Annotated in this window: 17 protein-coding genes; 8 read left to right on the top strand and 9 right to left on the bottom strand. The window is 43.2% G+C overall.

Going from position 1 to position 19,604, the window contains the following annotated elements; translation table 11 throughout:
• Positions 1–68 precede the first annotated feature (68 nt).
• The 7 genes from U5K35_RS04475 to U5K35_RS04445 all read left to right on the top strand — a co-directional run bounded on the left by U5K35_RS04475 (position 69) and on the right by U5K35_RS04445 (position 9,038).
• On the top strand, positions 69–1,646 hold the full coding sequence (locus U5K35_RS04475; RefSeq protein WP_322570268.1) for a Ppx/GppA phosphatase family protein: 1,578 nt from the start codon (positions 69–71) through the stop codon (positions 1,644–1,646).
• A gap of 385 nt (positions 1,647–2,031) precedes the next feature.
• The gene (locus tag U5K35_RS04470) at positions 2,032–2,442 is read left to right on the top strand and encodes an ankyrin repeat domain-containing protein (protein ID WP_322570267.1); all 411 of its coding nucleotides are present in this window, start codon (positions 2,032–2,034) and stop codon (positions 2,440–2,442) included.
• 223 nt (positions 2,443–2,665) lie between these two features.
• A complete protein-coding gene (locus tag U5K35_RS04465) occupies positions 2,666–5,119 on the top strand; it encodes a zinc-dependent metalloprotease (RefSeq protein WP_322570266.1) in 2,454 nt (817 codons plus the stop codon).
• 390 nt (positions 5,120–5,509) lie between these two features.
• Entirely contained in the window at positions 5,510–6,703 is a 1,194-nt protein-coding gene (locus U5K35_RS04460; RefSeq protein ID WP_322570265.1) for a lysophospholipid acyltransferase family protein, read from the top strand.
• 1 nt (position 6,704) lies between these two features.
• Complete coding sequence (locus tag U5K35_RS04455; RefSeq protein WP_322570264.1) at positions 6,705–7,583, top strand: sodium/glutamate symporter; 879 nt, start codon at positions 6,705–6,707, stop codon at positions 7,581–7,583.
• Entirely contained in the window at positions 7,480–8,094 is a 615-nt protein-coding gene (locus U5K35_RS04450; RefSeq protein WP_322570528.1) for a hypothetical protein, read from the top strand. The genes U5K35_RS04455 and U5K35_RS04450 overlap by 104 nt, the downstream gene beginning before the upstream one ends.
• A gap of 20 nt (positions 8,095–8,114) precedes the next feature.
• A complete protein-coding gene (locus U5K35_RS04445; protein WP_322570263.1) occupies positions 8,115–9,038 on the top strand; it encodes a serine hydrolase in 924 nt (307 codons plus the stop codon).
• A 55-nt stretch (positions 9,039–9,093) separates the two neighbouring features.
• Here the strand turns inward: U5K35_RS04445 and U5K35_RS04440 are convergent, their stop codons facing one another.
• From U5K35_RS04440 to U5K35_RS04420, 5 genes are all read right to left on the bottom strand, one after another.
• Positions 9,094–9,651: a plastocyanin/azurin family copper-binding protein gene (locus tag U5K35_RS04440; RefSeq protein ID WP_322570262.1), complete on the bottom strand. Its 558-nt coding sequence runs from the start codon at positions 9,649–9,651 to the stop codon at positions 9,094–9,096.
• An 83-nt stretch (positions 9,652–9,734) separates the two neighbouring features.
• Positions 9,735–10,346, bottom strand: a complete 612-nt coding sequence (locus U5K35_RS04435; protein WP_322570261.1) for an SCO family protein — start codon at positions 10,344–10,346, stop codon at positions 9,735–9,737.
• Between the two features lie 7 nt (positions 10,347–10,353).
• On the bottom strand, positions 10,354–12,045 hold the full coding sequence (locus U5K35_RS04430; RefSeq protein ID WP_322570260.1) for a cbb3-type cytochrome c oxidase subunit I: 1,692 nt from the start codon (positions 12,043–12,045) through the stop codon (positions 10,354–10,356).
• Positions 12,045–12,518 (bottom strand): cytochrome c oxidase subunit II, encoded by a 474-nt coding sequence (locus U5K35_RS04425; protein WP_322570259.1) that lies wholly within the window; start codon positions 12,516–12,518, stop codon positions 12,045–12,047. Before U5K35_RS04425 ends, U5K35_RS04430 begins: the two co-directional genes overlap by 1 nt.
• 316 nt (positions 12,519–12,834) lie before the next feature.
• Positions 12,835–13,767, bottom strand: coding sequence for a DUF4097 family beta strand repeat-containing protein (locus tag U5K35_RS04420; RefSeq protein ID WP_322570258.1), 933 nt, complete (start codon positions 13,765–13,767; stop codon positions 12,835–12,837).
• A 270-nt stretch (positions 13,768–14,037) separates the two neighbouring features.
• Between U5K35_RS04420 and U5K35_RS04415 the strand changes: the two genes are divergently transcribed.
• Positions 14,038–14,889, top strand: coding sequence for a proline dehydrogenase family protein (locus U5K35_RS04415; protein WP_322570257.1), 852 nt, complete (start codon positions 14,038–14,040; stop codon positions 14,887–14,889).
• Positions 14,890–15,040: 151 nt separating this feature from the next.
• Here the strand turns inward: U5K35_RS04415 and U5K35_RS04410 are convergent, their stop codons facing one another.
• From U5K35_RS04410 to U5K35_RS04395, 4 genes are all read right to left on the bottom strand, one after another.
• Positions 15,041–16,207, bottom strand: coding sequence for an NADP-dependent malic enzyme (locus U5K35_RS04410; protein WP_322570256.1), 1,167 nt, complete (start codon positions 16,205–16,207; stop codon positions 15,041–15,043).
• A 160-nt stretch (positions 16,208–16,367) separates the two neighbouring features.
• Complete coding sequence (locus U5K35_RS04405) at positions 16,368–18,272, bottom strand: M1 family metallopeptidase (RefSeq protein WP_322570255.1); 1,905 nt, start codon at positions 18,270–18,272, stop codon at positions 16,368–16,370.
• Positions 18,273–18,314: 42 nt separating this feature from the next.
• A complete protein-coding gene (gene recR, locus U5K35_RS04400) occupies positions 18,315–18,920 on the bottom strand; it encodes a recombination mediator RecR (protein ID WP_322570254.1) in 606 nt (201 codons plus the stop codon).
• A 208-nt stretch (positions 18,921–19,128) separates the two neighbouring features.
• Complete coding sequence (locus U5K35_RS04395) at positions 19,129–19,476, bottom strand: YbaB/EbfC family nucleoid-associated protein (protein WP_322570253.1); 348 nt, start codon at positions 19,474–19,476, stop codon at positions 19,129–19,131.
• Between the last annotated feature and the right edge of the window lie 128 nt (positions 19,477–19,604).

Raw genomic sequence — 19,604 nt, 5'->3', positions numbered from 1 at the left:
AAGAAATTGCCGTACACATTCTGTATTATTTCTCAACGATAAGTAAGATAAGGAAAGAAAAACAGACGATGAATCAATCATTACCGCGACAGCCTGTAAAGAGAATTGCTGCAATAGACCTGGGGACAAATTCATTTCATGCCCTGATTGTTGAGATCTTTTCGGACGGTAGTTTTTATACGGTAGACAAGCTAAAGGAGATGGTTTTGCTGGCTGAAAAAGGATTGGGAGACAGGCTTTCCGATGAGGCGATGGATCGCGGAATTGATGCTTTAAAAAAGATAAAGCTACTTGCAGAAAATCAGCAGGCTGAAACCATTTTAGCTTATGCAACAAGCGCTATTCGGGAGGCCGAAAATGGTGGGGATTTTATTCAGCGTGCCATCGATGAGGTAGGTGTGAAAATTAACGCCATACCCGGCCGGATTGAAGCGGAACTGATAGGTCTTGCGGTTCAGCACGGAATCAGGATGCCGGATAAACCTGCGGTTATTATGGATGTTGGCGGAGGCAGCGTTGAATTTATATTGGCCGATCAGGAGAAATTTCATCACCTGAGCAGTAAGAAACTCGGAGTAGCCCGTATGACGGCCCGGTTTATTGATCATGATCCCATTACGCAGGAAGAAATTGATGCGCTCAGAAAACACTTCGACAACCAGCTCGCTGATGTAGCAGAAGCATTTGCCATGCATCGCTCTTCTATGTTGATCGGATCATCCGGTACGATGGAGAATATCGGCTTGATGATTGCGCATAGAAATAACAAAACACCAAATTTAACAGTCAACGAGCTTGAGTTTACGGCAAAGGAGTTTTTTGAGTTTTATGATGATGTAATCGATCTGGATGAAAAGGAGCGCGCAAATTTGAAGGGGCTGGATGAAAAGCGTATCAATCTTCTGCCGGCCGGATTGGTACTTGTCCACTATATCCTGAAAAAGTATGGGATCAAACGCGTAAAGATTTCTTCACAAGCTCTCAGGGAGGGAATTGTACTTCGTTACATCAAAAAAGAGATGAGCGAAGGTGTTCGGATACATCTGGATGAGAGTCCGCGCAAAAGAAGTGTATTGGAGCTGGTTCACAAATGCGACTGGCACGAAGATCACTCCACACATGTAGCAAAGATCGCGTTAAAGTTATTTGATGAGCTGAAGGATGAATTGGATCTTGAATTTGAAGACCGCGAGCTACTCCAGTATGCCTCATTCATGCATGATATCGGTTATTACATCTCGCACCGTAAACATCACAAACATGCGCTATATATTATCAAGAATGCAGATCTGAAGGGCTTCAAAGAAGAGGAGATTGATATTATGGCAAATGTTGCCCGATACCATCGGAGGTCGACTCCAAAATCGAGACATTCCCACTTTAAAAAGCTAAATAAGAAGGTAAAAGCCAGAGTAGAGAAATTAAGTGCAATACTGCGGGTCGCAGACGGATTGGACCGCAGTCACTTTCAAAATGTGAGAGACTTTGAGGTAATCAGAAGTAACGATCGGATTCAGCTGAAAATTGATACAGAAATCGATCCAAATCTTGAGATTTGGGGTGCTATGAGAAAGCGATTTCTGTTCGAGGAAGTGACCGGTAAAAAATTGGAGATTATTGATTCGCAATTGACTGAAGAGAAATAAGTTTTCCACCCAAAAAAATTAAAATATTTTGTCAATTAGAGAGTTTGGAGGATAATTTCTTTAATCTTTTTTCCTATAAAGGCGATTTCACTTAATTGTTTAGTCGCAGGATGTTTACTTTTTTACCCCCTTCTGTAAGGTAGATTTACTTTCTCTGTATCGGTAAAATTTATCTCTAAATGTGAAACCTTCCGTATCTTTAAATCGTTATATGCTACTCAATTGCAGGCCGGTCAAATAAAATAAAATCAACTGGTGAAAAACCCGGCATAAGAGATAATAAATCAGGACTAACTTAAAGTAATATTTAGAAGAAAAATGAAGTTCATAAGTAAATTAATATTGAGCTCAGTACTGCTTTTCACACTGGTTGCAGGAACTGCTCATGCCGACACTACAGATGTTGTTAAAGGACAACATACTTGAAGCGATTCAAAATATCGACATTGTAAGTCTGAACGTTCTGCTTGCAGAGGGTGCAGATATAAACACTGTTGATGAAAAGGGGAACACAGCATTAATGCTGGCTTCAAAAATTGGAAACCCAAGAATGGTGAAGATTATTCTTGCGCACAGTCCAAATTTAAATCAGCAGAATAATATGGGCTATACTGCACTGATGGTAGCATCGGAGCAGGGTCAGGTGCATATTATTGAGCAGCTTCTGAAGCAAGGTGCAGATACCTCTCTGAAAAATATGGACGGTCGCACCGCCGCTGAATTGGCAATCCGGAACGGACAGCCAAACGCAGCAGACTTGCTGAATGGTAAGAGCCAAAACGTTATTACCAGATAGTTTTTTTGATCTGACCGATTAAGTGAAAAGCCCTGGATTGCATTGCAGTTCGGGGCTTTTCTGTTTTAATGTCAATCGATTTTTATTCCGCACTCATTTAGTGCCGTCATCTTCTTTTGATCTCATTAATTATTTTGGACAGTTGTGATTAGTGAGAAAACATCCTTTTCTATACAGCGAACATTTCGTTTATTCAATGGAACCGATAATCAACCGTTGCTGAATGAAAAGAATACTGTTACTGTCTCTGCTAGCTCTTCTACTACCCGTAATTACCGTTGCCCAGGAATCGATCTCTGAAAAAACCTCAGGAATGGAAAAATATGAGGGATTTTTCAATTATTGGTGGGATGATGATACCGGGAAAATCTGGCTCGAAATAGATAAGCTTGATCAGGAGTTTATCTACGTCAACTCTATGGCGGCGGGCGTCGGGTCTAACGATATTGGCCTCGACCGAAGCCAGCTCGGAAATACACGGATTGTAAAATTTGTCCGGGTGGGACCGAAAATATTGATGGTTCAACCAAACTACGACTATCGGGCATCCTCAGAAAACCGGCTTGAGAAGAAATCCATTGAGGAGGCTTTTGCGCAGTCCACGCTATTCGGTTTTGAAATTGCAGTAAGAGAAGGAGAGCGTGTTTTAATTGATATTACCGACTTTTTAATGCAGGATGCGCATGGAGTTGCCGATCGTCTTCGCAGAAGTGATCAGGGAAATTATTCAGTAGATCAATCTAGGTCTGCGATTCACTTGCCGGGAACATTCAACTTTCCGAAAAACTCTGAGTTCGAAACAATGCTGACCTTTACCGGTTCAGGAGCCGGAGGGAATCTTCGATCAGTTACGCCCAGCGCGGATGCCATTACGGTGAGGCTTCATCACTCGTTTGTAGAACTGCCGGATGACGGATACCAACCGCGTGAACTGGATCCCCGATCCGGTTTTTTTGGAATCAGCTACCAAGATTACAGCACACCGATCGGTGAGGATATGACAAAACGATATGCTGTTCGCCATCGGCTTGAGAAGAAAAATCCTGAAGCGGACGTAAGTGAGGCTGTTGAGCCGATTGTGTTTTACCTGGATAATGGAACTCCGGAACCTGTCCGAACAGCACTGCTGGAAGGTGGACGTTGGTGGAATGAAGCATTTGAGGCAGCCGGATATAAAGATGCCTTTCAGTTGAAGGTTTTACCGGATGATGCCCATCCGCTTGATGTACGCTACAATGTTATTAATTGGGTTCATCGATCAACACGGGGCTGGTCGTACGGTTCATCTGTGGTTGACCCGCGTACCGGTGAGATTATCAAAGGAAACGTACTGCTGGGTTCGCTGCGTGTCCGTCAGGATTATATGATTGCTGAAGGACTTCTCGCTCCGTACGAAGAAGGTGCGGAGCCCGATCCTGAAATGCTTGAAATGGCACTCAACAGAATCCGTCAGCTTTCGGCTCACGAGATTGGACACACTTTAGGAATTGCGCATAACTTTGCGGCGAGTGTAAACGATCTGGCTTCGGTGATGGATTATCCTCACCCGATGGTCTCAATTGAGGATGATGAATCTCTTAGCCTTGCCAACGCATACGATATCGGAATCGGTGAGTGGGACAAACGTGCTGTGATCTGGGGCTATCAGGATTTTCCGGAAGATGTGGATGAAGAAGAAGCTCTTGAAGAAATTATTTTAGAAACGATTGATCAGGGGCATCTCTATCTGTCGGATGAAGTAGCCCGGCCTCAGAGCGGATCACATCCGGACGCTCACCTTTGGGAATACGGTTCAGATGTTGTTTCACAGCTGGATCATATTTTGGAAGTTCGCAAGATCGCGCTGGACAACTTCGGAGAAAAAAATATTCGAATGGGTCGCGCAATGGGTAATCTCCGGGATGTATTGGTGCCAATCTACCTTTTCCATCGCTATCAGACCGAAGCTACGGTGAAGCTGATTGGCGGGATGGATTTTGCCTATCAGATGCGTGGAGACGGTCAACCAGGACCGGCTGTTGTGGATGCTGATGTTCAGCGCACCGCACTTGATGAGATGTTGAAAACACTACAGGCGGAAACATTAGCACTGCCGGAACACTTATTGGATCTGATACCACCGAAACCGGCCGGAATGTCGGCTACCCGAGAGAATTTCAGGGGATACACAAGTCCGGCTATTGATCCCATTGCAATGGCAGAAGTTGCTGCAGGCCACTCAGCATCTTTGATCTTTAATCCGGAACGAGCAGCGAGATTAACGCTTCAGTCGGCCCGGAACAGTGAATATCCTGATCTGCATGAAGTCATCATGGAAGTGATTCACAACACTATTCTGGATGATGAGAAAGAGGGTTATCTCGGATCTGTTCAAAGAGCGATTAACGTTTCTGTTCTGCGCAATTTTATTCAGCTGGCCGGTAATCAAAATGCATCACCGGATGTACAGGCGCTGACGCGAATGATGCTTAGTCATATTCAGGGGCAACTTGCCGATAAAGCGGAAGGCGACAGCGACATGATCTGGAAGGCTCATTACAGCGAATCTTCGAGAATGATTGAGAATTTTCTGAGTGACGCTGAGTCCTTCTCTGTTCCTCCGGCACCGTATACTCCACCGGGATCTCCAATCGGAAGCGGTGTGATGAATATGGACCTGCTGATGTGTGAGTTTTAGTTTCAAAAACGGATGACTTTGTTCAAAAGCTCCCTCCATGCGGCGTTCTTTTGCGTCGGTGGGAGGGGACGGGGTTGTTTAAACTATAAAACTTGATTCTTGGAAAATTGAAGAATTTTGGAGCCTTGTATGAAATTTGCTCTTTTTCTCGCAGAGTTACGCAGATGAATTCGCTGAGTCTCGCAGAGTATTTGCATACTTTTGCGGGTAGAATAGAAACAAAGATTATTTAGGATGACAGAAATGTAGATATGAAAGTCCCCTCCTTGGAAATGAGGGGACTTTCATGTATCTAAATCATCGTAGCATTAATTGAACTCAGGTTTTTAGATATAAATTTTAGTTAGGCAAATTCTTTATTACAGAAAATTTGGATTGGTTGGTGTGGATATGTTAGACGATTTTACGTTCAAGAAAAATGATCGCGGTTTTTCGGAAAAGTCGTTCGCCTTTATGCGAAAAACGATCATTCCGACTACGAAATATCTATTCAGTCCGCGTATTACCAACCCGGAAAATCTGCCTCAAACCGGTCCCTGTTTTATCTATGGCAATCACGCCAATTACTTTGATCCTTTTTTAATCAATGTGGGTATGCAAAAGGAGCCGACGGCCGGCGTAATGACGCGGGATCAGTTTCATAAAACCATCCCCAGGGTTTTTATGGACAGCATCGGTATTGTACCGACCAGTAAATATGTGCCGGAGCCAAGTATTATTCGCAGCGTAATGAAGATGATCGATCAAAACCGGATGATTGTCATATTTCCCGAGGGCGGCCGGCGCTGGGACGGGAGACCGAAACCGCTCATAGAAACAACGCTGAAGCTTTTCTGGAAAATGAATATTCCGGTTCACCCGGTGCAGATTCACGGCTCCTATCTGGGATGGCCGCGCTGGGCTGATCGATTTCGAAAGTGCAGTATGGAACTCCGATTCATGAATCCACTTCACGCATCGGATTTTGACAGCTATGAAGATTTTGCTCAAATATGTCGCAAGCAGATAGAATTTGACGAATATAATTCTCCTGAAGAAGCACGTCCGCCATTTGCAAAAAAACCTGCAGCAGGAGTTGAAAGATTCCTTTACAGATGTCCGGAAACAGGTGAAAACGGGGCGATTTTCTCTCCCGACGGTGAACATGTTTATAGCAGGACATCATCTATGAACTATAGAATGAATGCTTCATCCAGGCTGGTTGATATTCACGGTGAAGAGCACTCGCTGATTGACCTGTTTGAGAAAATAAACGGCATGCCCATGACTTTTTTGCAAGAAAATCTGGTATTGGAGAAACAGGGAGCGGAACTGTTTAAAATTGATGAGAATCATAAACTGCTTACTTTGGGGCGATCATCGACTCAATTGTATGATAATCGTCTGGAAATAAATTGTGGCTCAGATTCTTTTAGCCTTCCGATCGATGATATTCGCTATACATCAATTGAGCAAAATCATAAACTAACGATCACAACCACAGATGTAACTCTTCAAATTGATCTTGAAGGGCAGAGTGCTCTTCAGTGGCAGCGATACTTAAGGAGACTGCAAACGGGAGAGAAACCAGTAAAGAAATTGTAGTATGGAGTCATGGAATTTAGAATTTACGGCTGGTCAGTTTTTTATGGATTTTGCCTGGCTTGGTGCACTTCTTATCGCAGGTACTCTCTTAAGAAAGAAAATTCCAATTTTTCAGAAGTATCTTATCCCTGCAAACCTGCTAGGCGGTACAGTCGGGTTGCTGATAGGAATGAACGGACTTGACTGGATTGAGTTAACGTCCGATCGCTTGGGGGTTTATGTCTATCACCTGCTTGCGCTATTGTTTATAGCACTGGGTTTGCGAGCTCCTAAAAAAAGATTGGGTCTGTCGTCGGTTAAGTTTGGCCTGATTTTTATTGCAACCTACCTGGTCCAGGCAATTATCGGTTTAATCATTGCTTTTATACTGATTTATTCGATAATGCCGGAGCTGTTCGCCGGCATAGGACTTCTTGCTCCGCTATCATTTGGAATGAATCCCGGTATTGCATTTTCCATCGGGCAAAACTGGGAGCAGTTTGGATTTCAGTCCGGAGGGATCGTTGGATTAACGTTTGCGGCCTTCGGATTTTTGGCAGCCTATACCATCGGAATTTGGCTTGTAAGGGCAGGGATTAAAAATGGGGAGGCCAAGTATGTTAAAGCCGAGGACGGGCTCTCAGAGGATGTAATGACAGGCCTGGTGGACAATCCTGTTGCGAACTCAGATGAAAAAATTACGACCTCGCCGGAATCGATAGAATCCTTTAACGTTTCACATTGGGCTGATTGGATTCACATACATACTTACATTTGGTTTCCTGAAAGTTCTGGAAATGGGGCTTATCTGGATCGGCTCCGAGCAGGAGGTCACAACGCTTTGGTCTTTCCACTTTATAGCAGCCGCCATCCTGGCTATTGGAATCCGGAAAATTTTTGACTCAACACGGGTGAGTGCCTACATCGATGATACGACGATGACCCGGTGCTCAAACCTGTTTATGGATTTTATGATTGTTGCTTCTGTTGCAGCCATAAGTTTTGCAGTTGTAGCTACATATTGGCTGCCGCTGCTAAGTATCTCTGTTTTTGCGATTCTTGCAACATGGTTTTTAGTAGAAGTAATGACAAAAAGTGCTTTTAACCAGTTTAGGCTTGAGAGATTTGCAGCAATATTCGGCAATATGACCGGCACACTTCAGTCGGGACTGGTTCTGCTCCGAATACTAGATCCTACCATGAAATCTCCGGTGAGCTTTAATTTGGTTTATGGCAGTGGACTGGCACTGGTTTTCGGATTTCCTCTGCTCGTACTGATTAATGCTCCGGTACACTATTTTTCGGATGTAAATCAGGGCTTTCTGGCAGTACTTTTTACGCTGATTATCTACCTGGTGTTGATTACTTTTTTCTGGCAGTATCTCAGTAAACCTCAAAAGTCGAAAAATTAACTTCTTTAACCGGGCAAGTTATGAAAGTGAGAGTCGGATTTATTTTTATAGTGTGTTTAATCTTTATTTCGTGTAACAGTAACGATTACCAAAGGAGCGACTTACCGACTCAGGAGATCCAGGATCTGATTCAGGATTTCAGAGGGGATATCGGAATTTATGTGAAGGATTTGGAAACCGGCGCTGAATTTGAAGTTAATGCTGATACGATCTTCCCGACATCGAGTATGGTGAAAATTCCAATTCTGATAAAGCTCTTTGATAAAATTGAACAGGGAGAACTGGACTATCAGATGGAAGTGAAATATGGGCCTGAACCCGCCTATGAATATTCGGGAGACATTATCAGTAATTTAATACCCGGTACAGAGGTGGCACTTTCAGAATTGATTCACCTGATGATGTCCATGTCAAACAACACGGCCAGTCTTTGGAATCAGTATTTGGCAGGCACGGGCACGGAAATTAACCGGTGGCTGGAGGAGAACGGATATGCTTCAACGAGAGTAAATTCTCGCACAGAAGGGAGAGACGGAGATTTTCAAATGTACGGATGGGGGCAGACAACACCGCGCGAAATAGCAGAATTGGTGGAGGGAATTTACAATGGGGAGGTGGTTAGTAAAACGGCATCTGAACAAATGTACAGAATTATGAGCCGTAACTACTGGGATGGAGAAGCGCTATCTCAAATACCGCCAACGGTTAATGTTGCATCGAAGAATGGCGCTGTAAGAGCTTCAAGATCTGAGGTGTTGTTGGTAAATGCACCCTCGGGTGATTATCTGTTTTCTGTTATTACAAAAAATCAGGAAGATATTAGCTACGAATATGATAACGAGGGCTGGGTTATCATTCGGGAATTATCATCACTTCTCTATAATCATTTTGAACCGGAATCAGACTGGAAACCTGATGAAGGGTTAAAACAGTATCACCAATAAAAAAAGCTGTGACTCTTTCGAATCACAGCTTTTACTAAATGTGAAATTGTAAACTTTACTGAACAATCAGTTTACCGACCATTCCACCGGCATAGTGTCCCGGGAAGGTGCAAATAAAAGTGTATTCACCGGGTTCGTCCGGTACAGTAAACGTCACGGAGTCGGATTCTCCATTGCCCAACATCGCAGTTGAAGCGATGATGTTATCTTCAAAGTTTGGTGAGATATAGTCGGTATCGCGAGCAGAAAGTGATTCTCTTGCAAATGCATCCACATCTGTTCCCATTTCAACTAAAACGAAATTGTGAGACATTGCTGTTGGAGGCATTGCACTTACAGTTCGCAAATTGACTCTGATCTCTTCGCCGGGTGCAGCTTCAATAGCTTCTACGATCGAAAATTCACCTGTTGTTCCGTTGGTTACTACACCTTCTTGTTCTCCTTCTGCGGCATATCTAAGGTCATCAGTTCCAATTAGGTTAATTGTACGTACACCGTCATCTACAGCTGCTTGTTCTTCAGCAGGTGCTTGTTCGGTGGATTCTCCTCCGCCGCATGCTGCGAAAGCAACAACGAATAGGAGTAAAAATGAATGAATAAGTACTTTTTTCATCTGAATATTTAGTCTTTATTGATTAATTGTTGGTTAGATCTTAATTGAAAACAATAATAAAATATATAGCATTCGCAGATTAACTACGAATCCTGTAACAATCTTAAAATGTCGTTTTTTACTTCATCGACATTAAACTCACTTCCTAAATAATGTTTCCTTACGTTCCCGTCTCTGTCGATTAACGAAACACGGTCGGTATGATCTATAAAGTAAACCGGTTTATCCTCGTCGGTGAAACGGGTTGGAGTTTTGACCGTGATAATACTTAATGTTTCAAGTAGAGATTCAACCTCGGATTTATCCCCGGTGAGAAGTTTCCAGTTATTCTGATCCAGGCGATAGTTGTTGGCATAATCTTTTAGGATTGCAGGTGTATCCCTTTCCGGATCAAATGAAACGCTGACCAGCATAAAATCATCCTGATCGGGGAGTGCTCGTTGAACGTCCCGCATGTTGTATGTTATCATGGGGCAGATATCAGGGCAATGCGTGTAGACATAGCCAACCAGCATTACGTTTCCGCTGTATGCTTCAGGGAAAGCGACGGAGTTGCTATCCTGATCAACCAGAAGGAATTCGTCCTCGCTTAGGGATTGTTTAACGGCTAAGCTATCGCAACCGGAGAAAGTGCCAAGCACGATCCCCGATGCAATAGTAAGTAAGATGTAGAAGAGAGTTCTTCTTGTGAACATTATTCAGTTACCTCAGTGGTACCGGACTATTTGGTGAAAATGGCAATGATGTATCGTATGTAGTTGTAATAACATCATAAATCACCGGTGTATATGAAAGAACAATCAGGATGATAACCATAATTATAAATGGCTTGAAGTTTCTAAGCCATGTAGCAGGTTCATCATGCAGTGGTTCTGAAATCGGGAACGTAATCAGCGCGCCTTCTTCTGTTGAGTCGCTCTTTGAGAATACAGTTGTAAAAAAGGATACAAGGTATATGACGATACCAATAAACATTATTGATCCACCAATTACACTCATGTCTATGTAGGGTACCCAATCCGGTTGAAATAAGACGCTGTCCGGGTTAGCATAAGTTGCTCCGGTATTTGTCCGGCGCGGCATACCCTTCAGTCCGCCAATTTTTAGTCCGTACGACATAATCAGCAAACCTATAGTGTAGACATAGGGTGAGATCATCGCCCAGCCTTTCAGCTTAATCTGTTTTCCAAGAAACTGTCCGACCAGGTATAAACTACCGCCCAGAAATGCCAGAAGTACAGGACCTGCAACAGTTAGGTGAAAGTGACCCGGTATCCAGGCAGTGTTATGCACAACCGTATTCATTGAATAGGAAGCATTTATGACGCCCCCGATGCCTCCAAAAATAAAGATGATCAATCCTGTTATGAGGAATGAAAAGAACCATCTTTCTTTTTCGAAATAGGGTAGCTTCCACATCCAGCCGAATAATCCTTTGCTGCCGCGTTGTTTTCCTGCATGTTCAAGTGAAGCAGCAAGTGTAAATGCTGTGATTAAACTTGGGAGCGCAACCGCAAAAGTGAAGATTCCGTGCAGCAGCTTCCACTGCGAACTGATGGCAGGGTCCATGTATTGGTGGTGCGTACCAACCGGTATGGAGAATACGATGAACAGCATAAAGACCAGTCGTCCGGCCATATCAGAGTATAGCTTACCGCCGGCCAGTTTTGGCATAAATACATAGTACATCGTATACGCAGGAAGCAGCCAAAAATAGACAAGAGGGTGGCCAAAGAACCAAAAAAGTGTTCTGGCCAGCATGATATTGATTTCGTCAACCAAACCGAGAGACCACGGCAGAAGCATGAACAGTATTTCTATGGCTACAGCGAGAGTTGCAATGAACCAAACAATAAATGTGGTAAACATTCCAACTACGGCAAGAGGAGTTTTTTTGCCTTTATTTTCGTGACGCCATTCGAGATACATGGGTACCCAGTTGAAAAATGCTATCCACGAGCCAACTACCAAAAGGGTAAGCCCAATGTAAAACAGTGGATGTGCTTTAAGAGGGGGGTAGAACGTATAGAGTACAGTAGCTTCGCCAATTAATATAATAATGGCTGCTACTACCGATCCCACAAGCATCATGATGCCCGATGTCCAGGCAATTTTTGTATTCAGTTGTTTTTTAAGGGAGTAAGAAACAAGTGCATTACCAAGTGCAACAGCAAAAAATGTGGTAAATACGATTGCGTTTAAAACACCGTGAAAAGTAAGCCCCTTGTAATAATCACCGCCAACAAATGGGTCGCTTTGAATGATTCCTGCCCTAAACAGAGTTTGCATCAATCCACCATAAACCCCGATAAAAAGAAGGACCATAGGAATGATAATAAGGGCAGCGTTCAGGTACTTGGATGATTTTGTAAATCTGAATGAGTAATCGCTCATTATAATTTACCTCCTATGGGTTCATTATCATCATTTTCTTCAATTATAAATCGGCCCGCCATGGTGTGGTGAGCGGCGCCGCAAAATTCGTGGCAGGCAAAAAAGTATTCACCCGGTTCATCAAATTTTACACGTATATAATTGATAGCTCCCGGCACGGCCATGAGGTTTACGTTCTTTCTCTCAACCTTGAAACCATGAATGATATCCTGAGAGGTAACATAAAGATCTACTGTAGATCCAGCGGGAAGCCGGATTGTAGAAGGTTGAAACGCCCACATTCTGGCAACCATATGAAGTTCATATACGTCTTCGCTCGTTTGAAATAACGTATCTGTAGTAAATGGATCCATGTCTGTAATACAGGTTGGAACATCTACGTCCTCGGCTACAGCAGCGTACATAATTGCCCCAAAGAATACAATCAGCAGGAGTCCGCTAAGCGAGAGTGCTAATTTTTCTGATTTATCCATTGTTTATATCCTCCCCATAAGTTCAAAGTAAAGTGAAAACCATACTACTGAGAAGAATACCAATAAAACAATGAAAAATGCTAAAGCTCCTTTCGGAGTAAACTCCTCATCATGTTCTGTCTCTTCATTCCCCATATTGTCTCCGTGTAAGTGTGTTGAAATTTACAAAACCAAAAGTAATAGAATTCATGTGTCAAAGTAAAAAGATATGTGTGTCCACAAACAAATAAATAATTTTAGCCCGTAAATAAAAAAAGTCTCTCAGTTTTTAATTGAGAGACTTTAAGAGAATTGCTTTTTCCAATATGGTTGTATCCTATTCATACTCAAGGGATACGCTTCCCCCAGATGTGCGGGCAACCAGCAGCGGTCCGCCGTTACCAACACGCCCTGTTATTGAGTTACGTTCTGATTGGCCTGTAAAGTTACGGAGCTCTGTATTAACCCGAAACCCGCGTAATTCCATATTAAAGTGATCGGTCCGGGGTAAGGTGATGCTAATATTGCCGCCACTTGTGCGCAATTCAACGTCATCTGAAAACTCTTCCAAATCGGCTCTGATTGAGCCTCCGCTCGTTCTTGCCGATAGTTTACCGCCACTGTCGCTAATACGAATGGAACCGCCGGAGGTCGATAGATCAGCTGTTCCAAAAACCTCATCAATGTTTAAAGTACCGCCACTGGTTCTGGCTGATATAATACCGTTCAGATTTTTGAGAGAAATACTGCCACCTGATGTCCGGAGTGCAATATTACCGGTTAGATCTTTTGCGTTCACGCTACCGCCGCTTGTACTCATGTTCACATTGTTGTGAATATTTTCGACGGTGATACTTCCTCCGCTGGTATTTCCTTCTACTGTAGAGTTCGCCGGAGCGTATACCTCAAATGAAACGGAGATATTGTTATTTCTGAAAAACCCGGTAAGACCATTTTTCCGTTTAGCGGATGCGATTATACGACTACCGGATTGGGAGATATCTATTTCATAATCGGATAGATCATGATCTGAGGGGAACAGGTAGTTTCCACCCCGTCTTACGTACATAACGACTTTTACCTCATTTTCATCATGCCCTAAAACAGATATAAAACCTCCTGAGGTAGATATATCAATTTCAGGCATATCAGTTGAATTAAAAACTTCAACCCTGTATGCATCCTGTTCACTCTGTGAAAAAGCTAAAGAGAGTGAACATAAAAGTAGCAATACAAGAGTTAGAAGAAGCTGGGTGATTTTCCGAGTCATAGGATTGTCCGTTTAAAATATTCCAAGAATAAGCAGGAGTAGTATAATGGAACTGATTATAAGTTTAGTTAAATAGAACTGTTTTTGATCGAGGGATATAATGTTCTTCATCTTTTCTTGATTTTTGTTCAATGTTAATTTCTGTTACGAAAAGGAAATTGATGATGTTTCAAAATCAAAGGAAAAAATGAACTGATCAGGGAATGCCTGATGTTTATGTTTATTCATTTCATTATTATATGAACCGATTATCTACCATAATTAAAAGACATGAAATTACCTTTTGTATTTGCAAAGCGATTTGTTGCCGGGGAGACATTTGAGTCGACAATTCCTAAAATTAAGACACTTAATAAGAAAGGAATTAAGGTAACGCTTGATCTTCTCGGGGAAAACGTAAAGAAGAAAACAACTGCGGATGATACCGTTAAGGAGTACATCAGGCTGCTAAATGACATTCATGAAGCGGGATTGAAAAGTACTATATCAATCAAGCTGACCATGCTTGGTTTGGATATTGACAGTGAGTACTGTAAAGACAATCTTTACACATTACTTGACGAGGCTAAACGATTGGATTCTTTTGTTCGGATCGATATGGAAGGATCGGATTATACACAGCAGACGATTGATATCTTTAAAGAGGCGTTCAAAAAGTATGGCAAACACGTAGGCATTGTCATTCAGGCTTATCTTCACAGAACAAAAGAGGATATCACAGATCTTGCCGGACTGGGTGCTGATGTTAGACTTTGCAAAGGGGCTTACGGTGAACCTGAAAGAGTGGCTCTTCAAAACATGCCGGCTATCCGAGAGGCGTTTAAAGAGTATTTTAAAGTTCTTTTAGAGAAAACTACTTACCCGCGAATCGCTACTCATGATGATGAGCTGATTGATTGGGTAAAGCGGTATACCGAAAAGAAAAAGATCGGCAAAGCACGATTTGAAATTCAGATGCTCTATGGCCTTCGTGAAGAGACTATGGAGCAGCTCACAAAAGATGGATATAATACCCGGGTCTATGTGCCATACGGCACGATGTGGTTTCCGTACTTTAAACGTCGCTTGTTAGAGAGAAAAGAGAATATCTTTTTTGTATTCAGCACGATGTTTAAGAAGTAGTAGGGACTTAATGTTATTTGCTATTACTCGTGGCACGACTTGAAGTCGTGCCACGAGTTTTTTTTGAGTGTTTTTCAAAAATTGTGATGATACAAAAAAGGCAGAGAATAAAACTCTGCCTTTTTTTATTCTAAAATTTAGCTGAATCGGATCAATCACTCGCGGCTGTTTTACGAACGGCCTCTGCAACAGCTTCTGCGATTCCTTCATCAAACGGACCCGGAATGATTTTATCTTCATTCGGCTCCTTAACAACTTCGGCAATTGCATATGCCGCGGCGATATACATCTTGTTGGTCAGCTTTGATGCCCGTGCATCCAGTAAGCCTCTGAAGATTCCCGGGAAGGCCAGTACATTGTTGATCTGGTTAGGGAAATCTGAACGTCCCGTGGCAACTATTCTGGCTCCGGCCTGAACAGCTTCTGCCGGCATGATCTCCGGAACAGGATTTGCCATGGCAAAAATAATCGGATCGTTATTCATCGTTCTGACCATGTCGGCTGTGAGCACGCCGGGCACAGACACTCCAATAAATACATCCGTTTCTTTTACGGCATCACTTAAGTCACCTCTAATTTGATTTTCGTTCGTGATTTTTGCCGCTTCTTCTTTCACACTGGTCAAGCCTCCCCGGTCCTTATAAATGATCCCGCGGCTGTCGCACATGATAATCTGCTTCACTCCAACTTCTTTCAGTAGATATATAATAGCCATGCCCGCTGCTCCGGCACCGTTGATCACCACTTTCAGATCTTCAAACTTTTTACCCGTTACTTTAAGAGCGTTGATGATTCCGGCGAGTGTAACTACTGCTGTTCCGTGCTGATCGTCATGCATAACAGGAATACTCAGTTCTTCTTTGAGTCGCTTCTCTATTTCGAAGCATCGCGGAGCAGAGATATCTTCAAGGTTGATTCCTCCAAAAGTTGGTGCAATCATCTTAACAGCCGTGATGATCTCCTCTGTGTTCTGAGATGACAGAACAATCGGCACAGCATCAACGTCAGCAAATTTTTTGAACAGAACGGCCTTTCCTTCCATCACAGGCATAGAAGCCTCCGGGCCAATATTCCCAAGGCCTAAAACGGCTGATCCGTCACTTACTACGGCAACAGTGTTTTGTTTAGAAGTGTAATCGTAAGCCAATTCAGCATTTTCTGAAATATCAAGGCAAGGCTGAGCTACCCCGGGCGTGTAGGCAATACTTAAATCTTCCTGTGTGTCGAGCGGCATTTTTGAGTGAATGGCAACTTTTCCACCATATTTTTTATGAGCTTCTACTGATTTTTTCCCGTAGTCTTTTGTTTTGTATGTCATAATATTTCTGTCCGCAAAGGACAGCTAAAGTCTGTTGCTTAAGAGTTAGGTTGAATTTTTTTATTGAGTGAGTTCGGTATTAATATTTGGAATGAATCCTTATGCCGGGAGTGTACATCTCTGAGGCTACACTATCCCGGGTTCCCTTCAAAAGGAAAATCTATTCCTGGTTATTGCTGTTCATTTCCCAAACATTATTTGCTCGTTCTACGTCCGCCATTCTTCCGGAAGGATCGATTTCGACTCTGGCTATATCGTCTGCCGGTCTATCAATAGACAGCTCATACTCAGGAAACACCCATGGCCAATCTTCAGCCACTTCACGTTCAACTTCTGAGTATGGATTCTCCTTTTGCCCCCACATGATTCTCAAGGGGATATAGTAATGTTTAATGGAGCCGTCGGTGAATTCAACTTCCACATCCAGCGGCATCGGCATAACACCGTTCTTTGCCAATGTGATATTTGTACTGCCATTGTTTTCATCGACAGCATTAACTGAGTAATCGATTGTGTGGGTTGTTTCTACCCAATATTCGTAATACCAATCCAGAACCATATCACTTTCGCGCTCAGCAATTCGAATAAAGTCGTATCCGGTGGGATGCTTGAATTTCCACTCCTCGTAAAATCGATTAAGTGATCGGTTTAGTGCGTCATCGCCAATCACATATCCAAGCTGATGCAGGAAAATGGCCCCCTTGGTGTAGCTGGCCATTCCATAAGCAGAGTTGGTTACATAGTGGTCCGCGTGAATATGCATAGGTTCTTCCATCCCGGATTGGGCCATTCGCACGTAGCCATTATATCTTGAAAGCATCGGGTCTCCTTCACCGTCATTAAAAAGGTGATTTGTGATAAATGATGAGGCGTAGCTGGTAAAGCCTTCGTCAATCCACTGATCTTTAGTTTCATTAATCCCCAGCGCGCCTTCGTACCAGGCGTGAACAAACTCATGGACGGTTACACCAACCAGGCTTCTCAGGTTTCTGTTGCCGGTAATTAGTGTGGCCATTGAGTATTCCATACCACCGTCTCCTCCCTGAATGACGATGTACTCATCATGAGCGTAATCCCCATAGTTTTCGCTCATATACTGAAACGCTTTAACGGTGAGTTCGGGCAGAGCCTCCCAATTGGCAAGAAGATCACTTTGACGCTCTTCGGGTGCGTTTTCAGCCACCGTTTCTTTCTGATAGAAAAATCGAAGGAGCGGCCCATCGGGTACCTGGGCTGTAGTGTGAGTGTAATCAGGATCGGCAGCCCACATCACATCGTGAACATCTTCGGCCTGGAAATGCCAGGTTAATTTTTCACCTTCGGGGCGGTTCACCTGCATATCGGCGGTTTCATATCCATGCCCGACTTCTTCGGGGTTTTGCAAAATGGAACCGGAAGCCACAACGTAATCACGGTCTATATGAATCTTAATATCAAACGTGCCAAATGGGGCATAAAACTCTCTTCCAACATATGGGTTTGGATGCCATCCATTTTCATCATAAGCGGCAATTTTTGGATACCACTGTGCCATAGAGTAGCGAACTCCCTCGGTGTTGTCACGACCGGAGCGGCGGGTCTGCAGCGGAACCTGGGCTTCGTGCTTCATCTCAAATACAACGGTTTCACCCGGAGCAATCGGCTCATTCAAGTGAACTTCCATGATGGTGCCTTTCACGGTAAAATCTACTTCCTCTCCGTTCTGTTTGATCCAGTCAATCTTTTGATAACCGATTTCGGTTTCATCGTAGTGATAAATTCTGTCTCGTACCCGGCGGTCCGGATCTGCGATCGTTCTGGATCGTTTATCCATCATGCTGTTTGGCTGGAACGCATTGAAGAAAAGGTGGTAAAATACGCGGTCTAGCGTATCGGGAGAATTGTTGTGATAGGTCAGTTTTTGTTGTCCCTGATAGCGGTTGGTTTCTACATCAAAGTCGATGTCCATTTCATATTCTACGGCTTGCTGCCAATAGCCCGGATCTTGAGCTCTGCTATCTGTTGTCAGAAATGTGAAAATCAGCAACGAAGCTGTAATGATAAGTGAGAGTTTGATTTTTAACATGATCGTATCAGTTTTTGTGATAGAGTAGACGTTGGATTGAAATTAAAATGATGTACGGCTGGCAAAAGCGCGGCTAAGTGTGGCTTCATCGATAAACTCGAGCTCAGTTCCCATCGGAATTCCGTAGGCAATGCGGGTGACGTTTACATCGTAATTGAGAAGCAATTTATTAATGTAGTACGATGTGGCTTCTCCCTCAGCATCCGGGTTAAGAGCAAGTATTACTTCATCAATCGGTTCTTCATCGTCGGCAAGACGATCCAGCAGCTCTTTGATACGGATATCATCCGGTCCGATGTTGTCCAGAGGTGAGATGGTTCCGCCGAGTACGTGGTATCGGCCCCGGAATTCGTTCGTTTTTTCGATGATGTAAACATCCTGAAATTCCTCAACAACACAGATGACTCCCGTTTTTCGCTTTTGGTTGCTGCAAATCGAGCATGGATCTTCATCGGTGATGGTACCGCAAACCGAACATCGCTTTACAGATTTTTTAAGCTGTACCAAAGATTCGGCAAGAGTTAGAACGCGTTCGTCAGATTGTTTGAGGAGGTGGATTGCGATTCGCTGAGCAGATTTCCGGCCCGTGCCCGGTAATTTGGCAAGTTCTTCAATTGCACGTTCTAATACTTCAGAGGTTATTTGCATCTGGTTATGTGTGATAATCTTTTGAAAAAATGGGTAGCAAAAGTCCCCTCTTGAGAGGGGAAAGAAACACGCAGTGTTTCAGGGGTGTGTTCATCAGGGTTTTGATATAGTCATGAATGTGAAATCAAATCAGTTGTCTTAATTTCACACCCCCCTAAATTCGCTTACGCGTTCAAAAAATGAGCCCTCTCAAGAGGGCACTTTTAATTTACAGCCCTAATTTACTCATGTCCATACCGGGAATACCGCCACCGGGCATCATGTCTTTATAGACATCCTGCATTTTTTGTTTACCGGCTTCTTCAGCTTTTTCCAGGGCTTTATTTACACCTGCCACCACTAAATCTTCGAGCATCTCCTTATCTTCGGGATCAATGACATCCTTATCGATATCGATGCTGATCAATTCTCGTTTTCCGTTGGCTTTTACTTTCACCATTCCGCCACCGGCATCGGCATCTACGACAACTTCGCCGAGTTTTTCCTGTGCTTCTTTTACTTTTGCCTGCATGTCATTCAGTTTTCCGAACATATCGGCCATATTAAAATCACTCATATCAAAATTGGTTTATAATAGTTTGGGTTTGTCTGATTGATAACAAAAAAAGATGTACAAATGTTTTAACCTGAATTATTCACAAATTTCTTGGTGAAAAATCCAGGTTAAAATCATTGCCTGCAGCT

This window comes from Rhodohalobacter sp. (assembly GCF_034521535.1).
Taxonomy (GTDB): Bacteria; Bacteroidota; Rhodothermia; order Balneolales; family Balneolaceae; genus Rhodohalobacter.
This window is presented reverse-complemented; position numbering and strand designations above follow the sequence as displayed.

Excerpts from the sequence above, each read along its gene's own strand:
- U5K35_RS04475 (WP_322570268.1), top strand. The coding sequence starts at position 69 with ATGAATCAATCATTACCGCGACAGCCTGTAAAGAGAATTGCTGCAATA.
- U5K35_RS04470 (WP_322570267.1), top strand. The coding sequence starts at position 2,032 with ATGCCGACACTACAGATGTTGTTAAAGGACAACATACTTGAAGCGATT.
- U5K35_RS04465 (WP_322570266.1), top strand. The coding sequence starts at position 2,666 with ATGAAAAGAATACTGTTACTGTCTCTGCTAGCTCTTCTACTACCCGTA.
- U5K35_RS04460 (WP_322570265.1), top strand. The coding sequence starts at position 5,510 with ATGTTAGACGATTTTACGTTCAAGAAAAATGATCGCGGTTTTTCGGAA.
- U5K35_RS04455 (WP_322570264.1), top strand. The coding sequence starts at position 6,705 with ATGGAGTCATGGAATTTAGAATTTACGGCTGGTCAGTTTTTTATGGAT.
- U5K35_RS04450 (WP_322570528.1), top strand. The coding sequence starts at position 7,480 with ATGGGGCTTATCTGGATCGGCTCCGAGCAGGAGGTCACAACGCTTTGG.
- U5K35_RS04445 (WP_322570263.1), top strand. The coding sequence starts at position 8,115 with ATGAAAGTGAGAGTCGGATTTATTTTTATAGTGTGTTTAATCTTTATT.
- U5K35_RS04440 (WP_322570262.1), bottom strand. The coding sequence starts at position 9,651 with ATGAAAAAAGTACTTATTCATTCATTTTTACTCCTATTCGTTGTTGCT.
- U5K35_RS04435 (WP_322570261.1), bottom strand. The coding sequence starts at position 10,346 with ATGTTCACAAGAAGAACTCTCTTCTACATCTTACTTACTATTGCATCG.
- U5K35_RS04430 (WP_322570260.1), bottom strand. The coding sequence starts at position 12,045 with ATGAGCGATTACTCATTCAGATTTACAAAATCATCCAAGTACCTGAAC.
- U5K35_RS04425 (WP_322570259.1), bottom strand. The coding sequence starts at position 12,518 with ATGGATAAATCAGAAAAATTAGCACTCTCGCTTAGCGGACTCCTGCTG.
- U5K35_RS04420 (WP_322570258.1), bottom strand. The coding sequence starts at position 13,767 with ATGACTCGGAAAATCACCCAGCTTCTTCTAACTCTTGTATTGCTACTT.
- U5K35_RS04415 (WP_322570257.1), top strand. The coding sequence starts at position 14,038 with ATGAAATTACCTTTTGTATTTGCAAAGCGATTTGTTGCCGGGGAGACA.
- U5K35_RS04410 (WP_322570256.1), bottom strand. The coding sequence starts at position 16,207 with ATGACATACAAAACAAAAGACTACGGGAAAAAATCAGTAGAAGCTCAT.
- U5K35_RS04405 (WP_322570255.1), bottom strand. The coding sequence starts at position 18,272 with ATGTTAAAAATCAAACTCTCACTTATCATTACAGCTTCGTTGCTGATT.
- recR (WP_322570254.1), bottom strand. The coding sequence starts at position 18,920 with ATGCAAATAACCTCTGAAGTATTAGAACGTGCAATTGAAGAACTTGCC.
- U5K35_RS04395 (WP_322570253.1), bottom strand. The coding sequence starts at position 19,476 with ATGAGTGATTTTAATATGGCCGATATGTTCGGAAAACTGAATGACATG.